The organism is Algoriphagus winogradskyi (assembly GCF_900182815.1).
Classification (GTDB): Bacteria; Bacteroidota; Bacteroidia; order Cytophagales; family Cyclobacteriaceae; genus Algoriphagus; species Algoriphagus winogradskyi.
The window spans coordinates 882,092-896,619 of record NZ_FXUA01000002.1; the positions used below are offsets into that span (position 1 = coordinate 882,092).

The following is a 14,528-nucleotide window of genomic DNA, read 5'->3' on the forward strand; positions in this document are numbered from 1 at the left end:
GTTGATCCTTTGTCAAACTCCGTTATTTTTACTGTCACGGATGACGGTGTTCCTCGACTTACGAGATTTTAACGAGTGATAGCAGAGGTGAAGAAGGGAAATTTAGTGGGCGCAGGATCGAACCCTATCTAATTGCTGAGGTAGGATTCGTTTTTATTTCTGTATGCAATTAAATCTTCAATGGAGACCAGCTTTAAGTTGAATTTTTTCGCTACCAAAAAAAGATCTGGAAGCCTAGCCATAGTACCATCTTCATTTAATATTTCTACTAATACTCCAGCAGGTGACAATCCTGCTAATAGTGCGAAGTCAATTGCAGCCTCGGTATGTCCAGCCCTTTTAAGTACACCGCCACTTTTGGCTTTTAGAGGAAAAACATGACCAGGTTTTCCTAATTCACTCGGATGTATAGTATCATCGACAAGAGCTCGAATTGTCTTCGCACGATCTGAGGACGATATTCCGGTAGAACACCCATGCCCAATCAAATCTACCGAAATAGTAAAGGGAGTTTCGTATGCCGCAGTATTGTTTGAAACCATAAGGGACAATCCTAATTTTTCACACCTTTCTTCGCTGACTGGCGCACAAATTAGACCTCTACCATAAGTAGCCATGAAATTTATGATTTCTGGTGTTACCAGTTCCGCAGCACAGATAAAGTCGCCTTCATTTTCACGGTTTTCATCATCTACTACAATAATAACTTCGCCGTTTTTGATAGCCTCGATTGCATCTTCAATAGAGTCTAGTTGATAATTTTCCACTAATGATAAAGTTTGATGAAAATGGGACTGCAAATTTAACCTTTATTCCTTTCCAAATTGGAAGAACTCAAAGACTTAGAGGGAAATTGTTTTCCGGTATCTTTCCGTGGTGCCTGAGTACCTCTGTTTCCTACAAAGAATAGGAGTAGCCTTCAAAAACGAAAATTATGAAAAGTGACCCTATGAGATTTAGAGTAATAGTATGAAACCAGCATGATATGTGATTTCTTAAATCAATTCATCCTCGCAAACTTGTTGTACTTATTTCTGTATTCAATAGGAGTCAAACCAGTGATTTTTTTGAAGGTGGTCCTGAAGGCTTTGGTATCAGAATATCCCACTTCAAACATGACTTCTGTGATGTTTTTCATCGTAGTTTCAAAGCTACGCTTTGCAGCTTCCACTTTGACTCGCTGAATGTATTCAAGCACGGAATTATTGGTAACCCGCTTAAATCTGCGTTCGAAACTTCGACGGCCAACAGCAACTTCATCGGCAAGCGCATCTACTGTAATGCGTTCTTCAAGCTTCTCCTCTATATATTCCTGAGCTTTTTTAACGGCTTCATCCTGATGAGTCTTTTGACCTTTGAACATGGAAAAAGCAGTTTGGCTATTCCGGTCGATGTCTATTGCAAAATATTTCGCTGTTAAAATTGCTATTTCCCGATCAGCATATTTCTCAACTAAGTGCAGTAGTAAGTTCCAATACGAATTAGCTCCTCCGCTGGAATATATGCCATTTTCTTCTGTCACAATGGTGCCGTCCTGCACTTCCACCTCGGGGTAGAGCTCTCGAAAAAGATTGGTAAATCCCCAATGTGTAGAACATTTTTTACCATCAAGTAGTCCAGTAGCAGCTAGCAAAAATGCACCTACGCAAAGCGAGGCTATCTCCGTTCCTGATTCATATTGTGCTTTTATCCAAGGAATATAGGCCTCATTGGCTTCTACGGCTTTTTTCATGTCTCCAAAAAGTGCAGGAATGACAACTAAATCTGGGGCAGTTGCAGTTGCCAAAAGTTTGTCAGGAAATACGGAATAGTGTTTGTCATTTAATTTAACTTCTGGATTCAGACCAACTAATTCAACATGGAAAAGAGGATCTCCGCCTGATCTGGTAAGAAATTCATTGACTGCCGAGAAACAATATTGCGGATCTGCAATTGCTTGTAGAACAGATTGTTCCGGTACTATGATAGCAATGTTTTTCATGTGTTTAAATTAATGTTTCCTGTCGCAATCTACCTTTCAATTGTCAGAATTGAACAGGGTGAATTTTAGCGGCGATTGATAAATTTGTTAAGTAAATTTTGATAATCAAATCAGAAGACCATGACAACTACTCAAAAAACCAAAATTACTGTTCAAGTAACCGTAAATGCGCCTTTAGAAAAAGTTTGGAATTACTTCACCGAACCCAAGCATATCATCCATTGGAATAATGCTTCTGCTGATTGGCACACGACCAAATCAGAAAATGACCTTCAACCCGGTGGAAGTTTTACTTCCAGAATGGAAGCGAAAGATGGAAGTATGGGTTTTGATTTTGGAGGAGTATATCAAGAAGTGGAAAAACACTCCTACTATACGTACATTTTGAGCGATGAACGTCAGGTGAAAGTTACTTTTAAAGAAGTTCCTGATGGAGTAGAAGTGGTGGAGGTATTCGATGCTGAAATGGAGAATTCAGTTGAATTGCAAAAAAAAGGGTGGCAGGCTATTTTAGAAAATTTCAAAACATACACCGAGTCAGAGGCGAAAATGGTCAGATTGCACTTTGAGATTTTGATCAAAAAACCATCTGCTGAAGTGTATACAACCATGCTTCAAAAACCTACCTATGAGGAATGGACAGAAGCTTTTTCTCCAGGCTCTACCTACATAGGTACTTGGGAAGAGGGAAGCAAAATACTTTTTGTCTCTCAAGGAGAAGAAGGAAATCAAAATGGAATGGTGAGTAAAGTTGCTAAGAATGAGGAGAACAAGCATGTGGATATAGAACACTTAGGGGTATTAAAAGAGGGGGTTGAAGTGTTGGAAGGAAAAGCAGTGGATTCCTGGAAGGGAGCCCATGAAAAATACACATTTGAAGCAAACGGGGAGGCTACAAAACTTTTAGTTGACACAGATTCCACGCTAGAATATGAAGAGTTTTTTAATGAAGCTTGGCCTAAAGCACTTAATAAATTGAAAGAAATCTGCGAAGGGAATGGGTAATGCACTGAAAAAAGCCATCTATCCGTGCTTATGGTTTGATGGCAATGCGAAAGAGGCCGCTGAATTTTACTGCTCAGTATTTTCGGATTCTACAATTGGAGAGGAAAATCCGATGGTGGTAACTTTTAATTCTTCCGGTCAGAAATTTATGTGTCTTAATGGAGGCCCGCAATTCAAATTTACCCCTGCGATTTCTTTTTACACCATTATTCCTGATGAAACAGAAATCCAATCAATTTGGGATAAGCTTATTATTAACGGTAGGGCCTTGATGCCAATGGATTCTTATCCTTGGAGCAAAAAATATGGGTGGCTTCAGGATAAATTTGGGGTAACATGGCAATTAACTGTGGATAAGCCAGAATATTCTGACCAGAAATTTATTCCAGCTTTACTCTTTTCAGGAACGAATTTCGGGAAGGCTGAGGAAGCAATTAATTTCTATACTGCCATATTCGAGAGCTCTTCTGTAAAACTCATTTCTAGATATGGGGCAGATGATCCCAATGGCCAAGATGGGACTATTAATCACGCACAGTTTGAATTGAGCGGGCAATTATTCGCAGCCATGGATAGTGCTGTTGTGCATAATTTTGATTTCAATGAAGCATTATCGATAGTGGTAGAGTGTAAAGATCAAGCAGAAATAGACTATTTCTGGGAAAAGCTTATAGAAGATGGAGGCAAGGAGAGTCAATGCGGCTGGCTGAAAGATAAGTTTGGTGTTTCTTGGCAGATTGTTCCTGAAATCCTTTCAAAATTAATGTCTGATCCAGAACGATCTGGTCGTGTGGTTCAGGCCTTTATGAAGATGAAAAAATTTGATATAGAGAAACTGAAAAATGCATAAAAGGTTAATCCTGCTTCTCCAGAGGCAGGATTTAGTTTTTACCATTCATAAAAAGGGTGCTATTTATTCTTTGACCAGCCTACTTTTGTATACTGTATAGTCTTCTTGTTCTTCATCTCCAGTATATTTTTTCATCCACCAGATATCTTCACCAAGTACTGAAAAATCATACAGAATCATTTCTGGCAAACTTAGAGGGACAATGTCTCCCTTTTGAGTCAAAATCACTGTTCGTTTTTTTGATTCTTCATAGAGCTTAGCCTTTAGCTCTTTGGAAACTTCACCTGAAGCTGCCAGCGCCAAGTCACCCTTGTCTGATGGTGTTGGCTTATATGTAATTATTATATTTTCTCCATATTTTTCCAAATTGAGCACTGACGAGGGATAAGGGTTGATCTTATTGTCAGAAATTTTACCGAAACTAACAGCTCCTTTTTCGAATCCCTCCCCAGCTACAAATCCGGTTAGATCTAGCTTTGTTTGATCTTTTAAAATAGGCTCTTCGCCAGACCAATCATAGGTATAAAGAATAGGCTCATTTTGAAACATGAGGTAAAGGAGTTGAGATTTCTCATCGTATGTGAATACTGGTTTGAAATCATTAAAGAGAAATACGTTGCCATTAAGAAATTGAGATCCTTCAGGGAATGGTAGAAAGGTTTTGGTTTCCTCAGTTTCAAGATCTGTCAAAATTAGGTTATTTCTTGCTTGGAGATATTCAGGGCCGTAGTCGCCTGTCGCCTCTTCAATTATGTCAAGCGAATAAAGTAAATATTCTTTCTCTTCTTTTTCGATGACTTGATAAGATTTAAAAAGTGAAAATGCTCCTCCTAAACTCCATTGGTTTTGATAGATCCCGAAGTTTTGAACTATGTCACCATTTTTCTTAAATACTTTTAGGCCATTCATGACGTCTAAAACCACCAAATTACCTGCTTTATCCAGTGTTAAATTTCCACTTGCAATAGAGAAAGCTCCAGGAATATCACCCGTTTTGTCCCACTTGTCGACTGGGTTTCCATCTCTGTCAAATACGTAAACATCAGAAGTAGCTCTATCCCTAAAAACAACATGATTCTCATCGGCTGTCTGAAACATGAAAATTCGGGCAAGAATATCTTTTACCGTAACAGAATCTACTGTCTCCATGCGGTAGCTTGGAAGGCCACTTGAATTGGTTTCAGACTGATGATCTTTTGTTTGGCAAGAAAATATCAGGATAGCAAAAAATGGAATAATGTAGGAAATCTTCATACATGTAGTATTAAGACTACTAGTATAAGGAAAAAATAACCGATTACCTTAGGTCAATCACTTCTATTCCTGGATATTGTTTCGCATCAAAGACAAAATAGGAGGAAGGTAGATTAGCATCTACTTTGAGGTTTTTGAAAGTATACGAGAATACGCCTCCCTGGCCATCAAACATCTCCCAGCCTAGGAGATTTGAAGTGCTTTTATCGATCATCAGTTTGACCTGCTCGAAGGGTGCATTGTTTTTCTCTGCTAGCAATTCTACTATCTGAGCTGTTTTGCCTTGAAACTGCTTTTCGCTGAGCAGTTTGTAGCTATAGCCTGATTCGTAAATGCGATAAATGTTAGAAGGAGTAAGTTCTCCTTCCATCTGATCAGCATCGTTGATGGTTACTTCTTTATAATTATCAGATTGGATGTAAGTCCAAACTGTTTTGCCATCGTTGTAAATTTCCTGGTCTGGGAGTTTGAGGCGATATTGCTCGCCTTTGACGGCAATATCTCCTGACTGCCGATCTCCAGGTCCAGAGGCATCTTGGAAAGTGAAATCAAAATTTGCAGTAAACCCATTCATTGCCTGAAACTTTTGGCTCATTGCATCTAAAACAACTTTTGCTTTAGGATCTTTTTGAGCGGTCGCTTCGAAGGAGAATAGAATGGCTAGAAAAAGCGTATAAACTAGGGCGATTTTTTTCATGTAATGGTGCTGTTGGTACTAATTGAACAGCTATTACAAACTATTCAATAACCGTTCCAAACTAGCTTCATCCTGAATAAGCACCTCACGTGCTTTTGAGCCTTCAAAAGCTCCCACGATCCCCGCAGCTTCCAGTTGATCGATAATTCGTCCCGCGCGGTTGTACCCTAGTTTGAGCTTGCGCTGAATCAGAGAAGTACTGCCTTGCTGATGCATCACGAGTAGTCTTGCTGCATCATTGAAAAGTGGGTCAAGATCTGAAAAATCAACATCTCCAACAGAATTATCCGAATCTTCCCCTTCAAATTCAGGAAGTAAATAAGCGTCAGAATAGCCTTTTTGCTCACCGATCCAATCACAAATCGAATCAACTTCAGGTGTATCCAAGAATGCACACTGGATACGAGTCATCTCTGATCCATGAGATAAAAGCATATCTCCCATACCTATCAACTGATCTGCGCCACCTGCATCTAGGATAGTTCTACTATCGATTTTTGAAGTCACACGGAAGGAAAGACGTGCAGGGAAATTCGCTTTAATAATACCGGTGATCACGTTTACAGACGGTCTTTGTGTAGCGACTACTAAGTGAATACCAATTGCTCGGGCCAATTGTGCCAGTCGTGCAATCGGACCTTCGATTTCCTTGCCAGCTGTCATCATCAAATCCGCTAACTCATCAATTACCAAAACTATGTAAGGCATAAAACGATGGCCTTTGTCTGGATTTAGCTTACGAGCAACGAACTTAGCATTGTATTCCTTGAGGTTTCTTGTGCCGGCATCTTTCAGAAGATTGTATCGATTATCCATTTCGATGCAAAGAGAATTCAGCGTATAAATCACCTTTTTGGTATCGGTAATGATAGCTTCTTCCGCACCTGGTAGTTTGGCAAGGAAATGTCTCTCGATCTTGTTGAAAAGGGTAAGTTCTACCTTCTTAGGATCCACAAGGACGAACTTCAATTGTGAAGGATGCTTCTTGTAAATCAGTGAAGCCAAGATCATGTTCAGACCTACCGATTTACCTTGACCGGTAGCACCAGCCATTAAGAGGTGCGGCATTTTTGCCAAATCGACTACAAAAACTTCATTGGAAATAGTTTTGCCTAGCGCGATCGGAAGGTCCTTGTCTGAGCGCATGAATTTCTCCGTGCCCAAAACAGCCCGAGCTGGGACAAGCTCTCTGTTTTTGTTTGGAACTTCTATACCAATTGTGCCTTTTCCAGGAATTGGGGCAATAATTCTAATTCCCAAAGCCGCTAAACTCAGGGCAATATCATCTTCCAAATTCTTGATTTTGGAGATTTTTACTCCAGGCTCCGGGACGATTTCATAAAGCGTTACCGTAGGTCCTATAGTCGCTTTAATCTCCTGAATACCGATTTTGAAATTCTCAAGTGTTTCTACAATCTTGTTTTTGTTGTCTTCAAGTTCCTGTCGGCTTACGGTTACTTTTTGAACATCATATTCATTGAGTAAGTCTAGCGTAGGATATTTGTAATGGGGAAGATCAAGCGTAGGATCGTAAGCATCAAGATTCTCGACTTCTTCGGCTGTTTTCTCCTCTCCCGCCGGCTTCACTACAGAGAAGCTTTTCTCCTCAATTTTAGGCTCATCTTCACGCTCTACGATTGGATCGAGAATGTTTAATTGAGGCACATCAAATGCTATTTCCTCCTTCTTTGGCTTAGGTGGTGATTCAGGGGTTAGTGCTATAGGGGAACTTGCTTCTTCATCTTCCTCTTGTCCCTTGATGGTCCAAGAACTACCGTCATCATCGATTTCTTCTTCCTCTTCCAAATCTTCTTTAAACGGGTTTTTTACTGAAGCAGCAGATTCTATTTCTAATTCATCTTCATCCAATTCGGCATCTGAGCTTTTGCTGCTAAACCAGTCTAATTTGTCAATATCAAAGAAGAAAATCACAAAAATGAGCATGGATCCTCCCAGCAAAATAAAGGTTCCCCAGCTCAGAAAATCAGCGGAAAGCTTTGCTAATTCATAGCCAAAACCACCGGAAAGGAAGCTCCAATAAGAATAGCCTTGAATCAAAATGACTACATAACCAGTCAATAAACCTAGCCAGAATGTGAAAAAAAGCGCGAATGTGGTGTATCTAGTGAGGGAAACCAGTGAGATTTTGAAAGCCCATTTGAATCCGAGTAAAAACAAAAATGGAGGGAATAGAAAAGCCGCAATCCCAAACCAGCGATAAATCATCCAGTTGCCAGCTTGGGCACCGAGGTAGCCGAGCCAATTAGTAGATTCTCGGGCTGTATCTCGAATCGCCTCGTCGGGGTTATTCATGACTAGACTTTGATCTGCAGGGCCATTCAGGAGGTAACTGATAAATGCGATAAACAGGAAAATAGCCGTAGACATCAGCAAAATTCCCAGCGTCAAGCTGATCTTGGCTGTTTTTATCTTACCAAAGGAAAAGCTCGGTGCCTTGAAGCCTGCGCCTTTCTTTTTGGTGGGTTCTCCTTTTTTTCTAAAAGTATTGGTCCTAGGTGAATTGGTGGCCATGTATTCGATTCAAATCCGATTTAAGTTAAGATTAATGAATTTAGATTGACAAATTACTGTGAAAAATAAGCCAACAATCCTTTTTTAATCTTTTTGATCAATGCAGGTCCCTCATAAATCATGCCCGAGTACACTTGAATCAAGCTAGCTCCAGCCTCTAGTTTTTCAATTGCATCCTCGGCCGAAAAAATTCCTCCCACCCCAATGATCGGGAACGCCTTATTCGACTTATCAGAAAGATATCGGATGACTTCAGTACTTCTTTTGCCTAGCACTTTTCCGCTTACCCCTCCAGCTCCTATGGCTTGTACTTCAGCCTCGGAAGTGCTCAGTTGCGAACGATCGATGGTTGTGTTGGTCGCTATTACCCCATCAATTTTTGTTTCTTTCACGATTTCAATGATATCGTCCAATTGTCCGTCCGTAAGGTCTGGAGCAATTTTTAGAAGAATTGGTTTAGGCTTTGTCTTGAGGTCATTCGCATTTTTTACGGCCTGAAGCAGGGCTTTAAGCGGTTCTTTTTCCTGCAAATCTCGAAGATTTGGCGTGTTTGGAGAACTCACATTCACGACGAAATAATCCACGTGATCATGCAGTGCTTCCAGACAAATCAAATAATCGTCAATAGCATTTTCATTCGGTGTGACTTTGTTTTTACCGATATTCCCACCTACAAGAACATTAGATTTGCGTTTTTTCAATCGTTCCACCGCTTCGAAAACGCCTCCATTATTGAAACCCATTCGATTGATCAGTGATTCGTCTTGGGGAAGTCTAAAAAGCCTGGGTTGTGGATTTCCTTCTTGAGGTTTTGGAGTCAAGGTTCCTATTTCAATAAAACCAAAACCGAGCATGGCCATTTCATCGATGACTTTCGCATCCTTGTCAAAACCTGCCGCCAAGCCAACGGGATTCTTGAATTTCAGTCCAAATACTTCCCGCTCAAGCTTTTTATCCTCTAATCTAAAAGTGGATTCTACGATCGACCCAATAATAGGAAGATTGAAGCCGAACCGAGTCAGATCTACAGTAAAGTGATGAGCAGCTTCTGGTTTTTTTAAGAAAAAAAGTGGTTTGAGTAGGGATTTATACACGGGATATCAATTAGCGTTCGTGTGGCAAAGATATCGTTTTATAAAATTTGACGATTGGAAAAATGAAATCAATTTATTTTCGCTGATACGTTTGGGGGTATTGAGGAGTTTAGTTTTGACTTTGATCGTTTAAGTCACATAAGCGGTGTCAAAGGGTATCTTATTTTGCAAAGGGCTGAAAGCCCTAACTATCTAAACCCAGCTCGATGGGGCTGGACAATTAAAAATATTAATAGATAAGCCCTGAAAGGGTGAAATACATTTTTTTGATTGCCTTAATAACTCTGTTTTCCCTATATCAAAAAAGGCTACTGGATTTCTCCAATAGCCTTTTGAGTACTAAGAGCTTAAATAATTATCTCTCAGTTCTAGTGTTTGTGCCATCAACTCTTGGCTTATTTTCTCTGTTGGCAACGTCCCAAACTGTGTGGAAAATCAATCTAGCTCTCTTTTCCATTAGAGGGAATTCAATTTTATCCACCGTATCCGTTACTTGGTGATAATCGTCGTGAACTCCGTTGAAGAAGAATGCTACTGGGATGTTATGCTTTGCAAAGTTGTAATGGTCTGATCTGTAGTAGAATCTGTTTGGATCATCTTCGGCATCGTATCTATAATCCAAGATCAAGTCAGAGTAAGTGATGTTGTTGTATTCCAAGATTTTTTTCAAATCTGTAGATAGCATTTCAGAGCCAATCACATAGACGAAATCAGTGTTTTCAGCATCTTGATATTCGTAATCAATACGACCTACCATGTCAATGTTGAAATTTACTACTGTGTTTTCCAAAGGGAATATTGGGTGCTCAGAGTAATACTCAGACCCTAAAAGGCCTTTCTCTTCACCAGTTACGTTTAGAAAAAGGATTGATCTTCTTGGCTTGATGCCGTCTTTTGCTGCTGCAGCGAAAGCTTCAGCGATTTCAGTTACAGATACTGTTCCTGATCCATCATCATCAGCGCCGTTAAACACTTCACCGGTACTGCTGACACCTACGTGATCGTAGTGGGAAGAAATAACAACTAGCTCATCTTTCTTATCAGTTCCTTCTAGGTAGCCCATTACGTTAGAGCTTTCCACTTCTTCTACTTTCTTTTCGATTTGGTAAGTAGCTTTTTGAGATTTGATTGACTCAGGATTTGATTTTGCTGCTTCTTTTAGATCCTCAACAGGAGTATTGAAAAGCTCAGCCATTTTATCAGAGCTTACCATGAATACAGGCTTTTGCTCTACAGGTTTCGCAAATCCAACCCTTCCTTTTCCAGCTAAGCTTTGATAACGTCCTGCAATACGGTCAAAATTTGCCTGACCTTCCATGCTTACGATCACGATACCAGCTGCTCCGGCGTCCATTACTTTGGTCAAAAGATCGTTTGATCTGACGCCTACAGCCCAGATGCCGACTAGTTTGCCTTTTACATCAACTTTAGCCAAGTTTTCATCTGAAACTAATCCTAGGAATACAAGATCAGTTTTGGTGGCTTTTTTCATGTCGCCATCGCCGATGAAAACAAAGTCTTCATTATTGACAAGCTTGTTTTTGCCTACTTTCAAAGAAACATCACCGAAAGATGAGCTTACGAGTTCTACTGCCTGTAGGTAGCTACCTGCTACTGGGCCAGTCAAACCGATTTTTTTGTAGAAATCAGCTAAATAATTAGCAGCAACTTTTTGTTCTTCAGAGCCAGTATCTCTGCCTTTCATTTCGTCAGAAGCAAGATAAGTAAGGCGCTCTTTAAGATCTCCGGCGGTAATTGTGTTGGCGTATTTCACCTGTGCAGGTTGCTGCGCCAACGACGGAAGTGCAAGCCCTAGAGCTATTGCGCCCGTCAATAACAGACTTTTATTCATGTGTTTATAATTTGGATTTTTAAAGAATCTGGAACCTCGCATGTTTTATGGTAGTATTAGTTTTTAACCAGTAGATCATGCTCGAATTCATAAGTATTAGTTTGATTTTTTGATTTCTGACTAAAATTTCCCTGAATTCACTCAAATAGAACCTTGAGTGAAAAGAGTTCTAATTTCAATCAATTAGCATTTCATGCGCTAAACTAGAGAAATTTTCTACCCTTCAATAAACCGTTTATAAATTTTGATCGAACAAAAGGGAAATAATGCGGTTCATGAAAGCATTATCTTTCAATAAATTGTACCTTTGCGCCTTGAAAATTCAGCAGATTTCAAACCCAAATAGTTCATCGTCTTAACGTTCTTATATGAAGATCAATCTTTCTAATGCTGTCAAATTTGAGAGCAGACACAATGGCCCGACAGATTCAGAAATCTCAGCAATGCTGGAGAAAATCGGTGCCTCATCTTTAGAGGAATTAATCAACCAAACTGTACCAAAATCTATACAATTGGATCGCCCATTGGATCTTCCGGCGGCGAAGTTAGAGTCGGAATTTTTGAAGGATTTCAAAAAACTGGCTTCCAAAAATAAGGTATTCAAATCATTCATTGGGCTTGGATACTATGACACATTAGTTCCAGGTGTGATTTTAAGAAATGTGCTTGAGAATCCAGGATGGTACACTGCATACACCCCTTATCAGGCAGAAATCGCTCAAGGTAGATTGGAAGCCTTGATCAATTTCCAAACTGTTGTGATGGAATTGACAGGAATGGAGCTTGCAAATGCATCTCTTCTGGACGAAGGAACAGCTGCAGCTGAAGCGATGAATATGCTTTTTGCGGTGAAACCAAGAGAGAAAAAGAACGCAACCAAATTCTTTGTAGACGAAAAAGTATTCCCTCAGACCAAGGCTGTACTTGAAACTAGAGCCGAGCCGGTAGGAATTGAATTGGTTTTTGGGTCTATTGATTCGTTGGACCTGACGGACGAGAATCTTTATGGAGTATTATTCCAATATCCAGATGCTGACGGTGAAGCGCGTGATTACTCAGCCATCGTTGCTGCTGCAAAAGAAAACAATGTAACCACAGCATTTGCTGCTGATCTTTTGGCATTGACACTTCTGACAGCTCCAGGTGAAATGGGGGCAGATGTAGTGGTGGGATCTTCGCAGAGATTTGGTGTTCCTATGGGCTATGGTGGGCCACATGCAGGTTTCTTCGCCACCAAAGAGGCTTACAAGCGTCAGATTCCGGGAAGAATTATTGGTGTTTCTCAGGATCGTGAAGGAAACAAAGCGTACAGAATGGCTTTGCAGACTCGTGAGCAACATATCAAAAGAGAAAAAGCAACTTCTAATATTTGTACTGCACAGGTTCTTCTAGCTGTAATGGCTAGTTTTTATGCAGTTTATCACGGCCCAAAAGGTCTGAAAAACATAGCGCTAAGAACGCATGGACTGGCTAAATTAACGGCAAAGGCTCTTGAACAATTAGGTTACGAAGTGCCTTCCAAGAATTACTTCGATACTATCAAAGTAAAAATCGAGTCTAAGTCGCTTAATGCAATCCAGTCATTGGCACTTTCTGCGGAAATGAATTTCCGTTACGATTACGATACGGTATTCTTGACTTTTGATGAGGCTAAGACATTAGAGGATATCACGTCGGTTGTTGAAGTTTTTGCGAAAGCAAAGGGAGTAGACGCTCCAGATCTTGCTGCTTTGGCTTCTGAGATCGAATTGGATCTTCCGGAAGAATTGGTAAGAACATCTGAATATTTGACTCACCCGGTTTTCAACGAGTACCAAAGTGAGCACGAGATGCTTCGCTATATCAAAAGGCTTGAGAACAAGGATTTGTCATTGGTTCACTCTATGATTTCTTTGGGGTCATGTACGATGAAGCTTAATGCTACTGCGGAGATGATCCCGGTGACTTGGCCTGAGTTCGGACAGATGCACCCATTTGCACCAACCGATCAGACTGCAGGATACCAAGAGCTTTTTGCAAATTTGAGACATTGGTTGAATGAAATCACAGGTTTTGCAGATACTTCCCTACAGCCAAATTCTGGTGCACAAGGTGAGTTTGCTGGATTGATGGTCATTCGTGCTTATCACCAAAGCCGAGGAGATCACCACAGAAATGTAGCCTTGATCCCAACTTCTGCGCATGGCACCAACCCTGCTTCCGCTGTTATGGCTGGAATGAAAGTGGTTTTGGTAAAATGTGATGAAAAAGGAAATATTGATATCGAGGATTTAAGAGCGAAGGCGGAAGCAAATGCTAATGAGCTTTCTTCGCTTTTAGTAACTTATCCTTCTACACACGGTGTATTCGAAGTAGCCATTCAGGAAATCTGCCAGATTATTCACGACAATGGTGGACAGGTTTACATGGATGGAGCTAATATGAATGCACAGGTTGGATTGACTAGCCCGGGCAGAATTGGGGCTGACGTTTGTCACTTGAATCTTCACAAGACTTTCTGTATCCCTCACGGTGGTGGCGGACCTGGTATGGGCCCAATTTGCGTAGCAAGTCATTTGGCGCCATTCCTTCCTGGCAACCCAGTAGTGAAAGCAGGCGGAGAGCAGGCGGTTTCTTCTATCTCAGCAGCACCTTATGGTAGTGCGAGCATTTTACCAATCTCTTACGCTTACATTGCTATGATGGGTGGTGATGGATTGAAGAATGCTACGAAAATGGCAATCTTAAATGCTAACTACATCAAAGAAAGATTAAAAGATCATTTCCCTATTCTTTACACAGGTACGCAAGGAAGAGCTGCTCACGAAATGATCGTGGATTGCAGAGGTTTCAAGGAAGTGGGTGTGGAAGTAGAAGATATCGCGAAACGATTGATGGATTATGGCTACCATGCGCCTACAGTTTCCTTCCCGGTTGCTGGTACGTTGATGATCGAGCCAACTGAGTCGGAGACTAAAGCTGAACTGGATAAATTCTGCGACGCCTTGCTTTCTATCCGTGCGGAGATCCAAGAGATCGAAGATGGAAAAGCTGATAAAGTAGAGAACGTGTTGAAAAATGCGCCGCATACAGCTATGATGGTGCTTTCAGATGATTGGAACTTGCCATATTCTAGAGAGAAAGCAGTTTATCCACTTGAATACGTGAAAGGAAATAAATTCTGGCCAAGTGTACGCAGAATTGATTCTGCTTTCGGTGACAGAAACTTGATCTGTAGCTGTATTCCCGTGGAGGATTATGCAAGCGAAGAAGCTTAATTGGTT

General features: G+C 40.6%; 9 protein-coding genes and 1 pseudogene. 3 read left to right on the forward strand and 7 right to left on the reverse strand.

From position 1 onward, the window contains the following. Positions 1-137: 137 nt before the first annotated feature. Both ribB and QOL76_RS08320 read right to left on the reverse strand, forming a co-directional pair. Positions 138-767, reverse strand: a pseudogene (gene ribB, locus QOL76_RS08315) (3,4-dihydroxy-2-butanone-4-phosphate synthase); the annotation flags it as partial. 233 nt (positions 768-1,000) lie between these two features. Then, the gene (locus tag QOL76_RS08320; RefSeq protein ID WP_283412487.1) at positions 1,001-1,981 is read right to left on the reverse strand and encodes a GlxA family transcriptional regulator; all 981 of its coding nucleotides are present in this window, start codon (positions 1,979-1,981) and stop codon (positions 1,001-1,003) included. Positions 1,982-2,101: 120 nt separating this feature from the next. On the opposite strand from QOL76_RS08320, the gene QOL76_RS21235 reads away from it, so the two are divergent. After that, positions 2,102-2,986, forward strand: coding sequence for an SRPBCC domain-containing protein (locus tag QOL76_RS21235; RefSeq protein WP_346771401.1), 885 nt, complete (start codon positions 2,102-2,104; stop codon positions 2,984-2,986). Continuing rightward, a complete protein-coding gene (locus tag QOL76_RS08330; RefSeq protein ID WP_283412488.1) occupies positions 2,979-3,836 on the forward strand; it encodes a VOC family protein in 858 nt (285 codons plus the stop codon). The genes QOL76_RS21235 and QOL76_RS08330 overlap by 8 nt, the downstream gene beginning before the upstream one ends. Before the next feature lie 63 nt (positions 3,837-3,899). Here QOL76_RS08330 and QOL76_RS08335 read toward each other — a convergent pair whose 3' ends face one another. The 5 genes from QOL76_RS08335 to QOL76_RS08355 all read right to left on the reverse strand — a co-directional run bounded on the left by QOL76_RS08335 (position 3,900) and on the right by QOL76_RS08355 (position 11,265). Beyond that, positions 3,900-5,090 (reverse strand): NHL repeat-containing protein, encoded by a 1,191-nt coding sequence (locus QOL76_RS08335; protein WP_283412489.1) that lies wholly within the window; start codon positions 5,088-5,090, stop codon positions 3,900-3,902. A gap of 43 nt (positions 5,091-5,133) precedes the next feature. After that, positions 5,134-5,787: an outer membrane lipoprotein periplasmic chaperone LolA1 gene (lolA1, locus tag QOL76_RS08340; RefSeq protein ID WP_283412490.1), complete on the reverse strand. Its 654-nt coding sequence runs from the start codon at positions 5,785-5,787 to the stop codon at positions 5,134-5,136. 33 nt (positions 5,788-5,820) lie between these two features. Continuing rightward, positions 5,821-8,319: an FtsK/SpoIIIE family DNA translocase gene (locus QOL76_RS08345; protein WP_283412491.1), complete on the reverse strand. Its 2,499-nt coding sequence runs from the start codon at positions 8,317-8,319 to the stop codon at positions 5,821-5,823. A 53-nt stretch (positions 8,320-8,372) separates the two neighbouring features. Further along, complete coding sequence (locus QOL76_RS08350) at positions 8,373-9,413, reverse strand: quinone-dependent dihydroorotate dehydrogenase (protein WP_283412492.1); 1,041 nt, start codon at positions 9,411-9,413, stop codon at positions 8,373-8,375. A gap of 355 nt (positions 9,414-9,768) precedes the next feature. Continuing rightward, positions 9,769-11,265, reverse strand: coding sequence for a M28 family peptidase (locus tag QOL76_RS08355; RefSeq protein WP_283412493.1), 1,497 nt, complete (start codon positions 11,263-11,265; stop codon positions 9,769-9,771). A 368-nt stretch (positions 11,266-11,633) separates the two neighbouring features. Between QOL76_RS08355 and gcvP the strand changes: the two genes are divergently transcribed. After that, positions 11,634-14,522 carry an aminomethyl-transferring glycine dehydrogenase gene (gene gcvP / locus QOL76_RS08360; RefSeq protein WP_283412494.1) on the forward strand — a complete coding sequence of 963 codons (2,889 nt, stop codon included), beginning with the start codon at positions 11,634-11,636 and terminating at the stop codon, positions 14,520-14,522. Positions 14,523-14,528 lie beyond the last annotated feature (6 nt).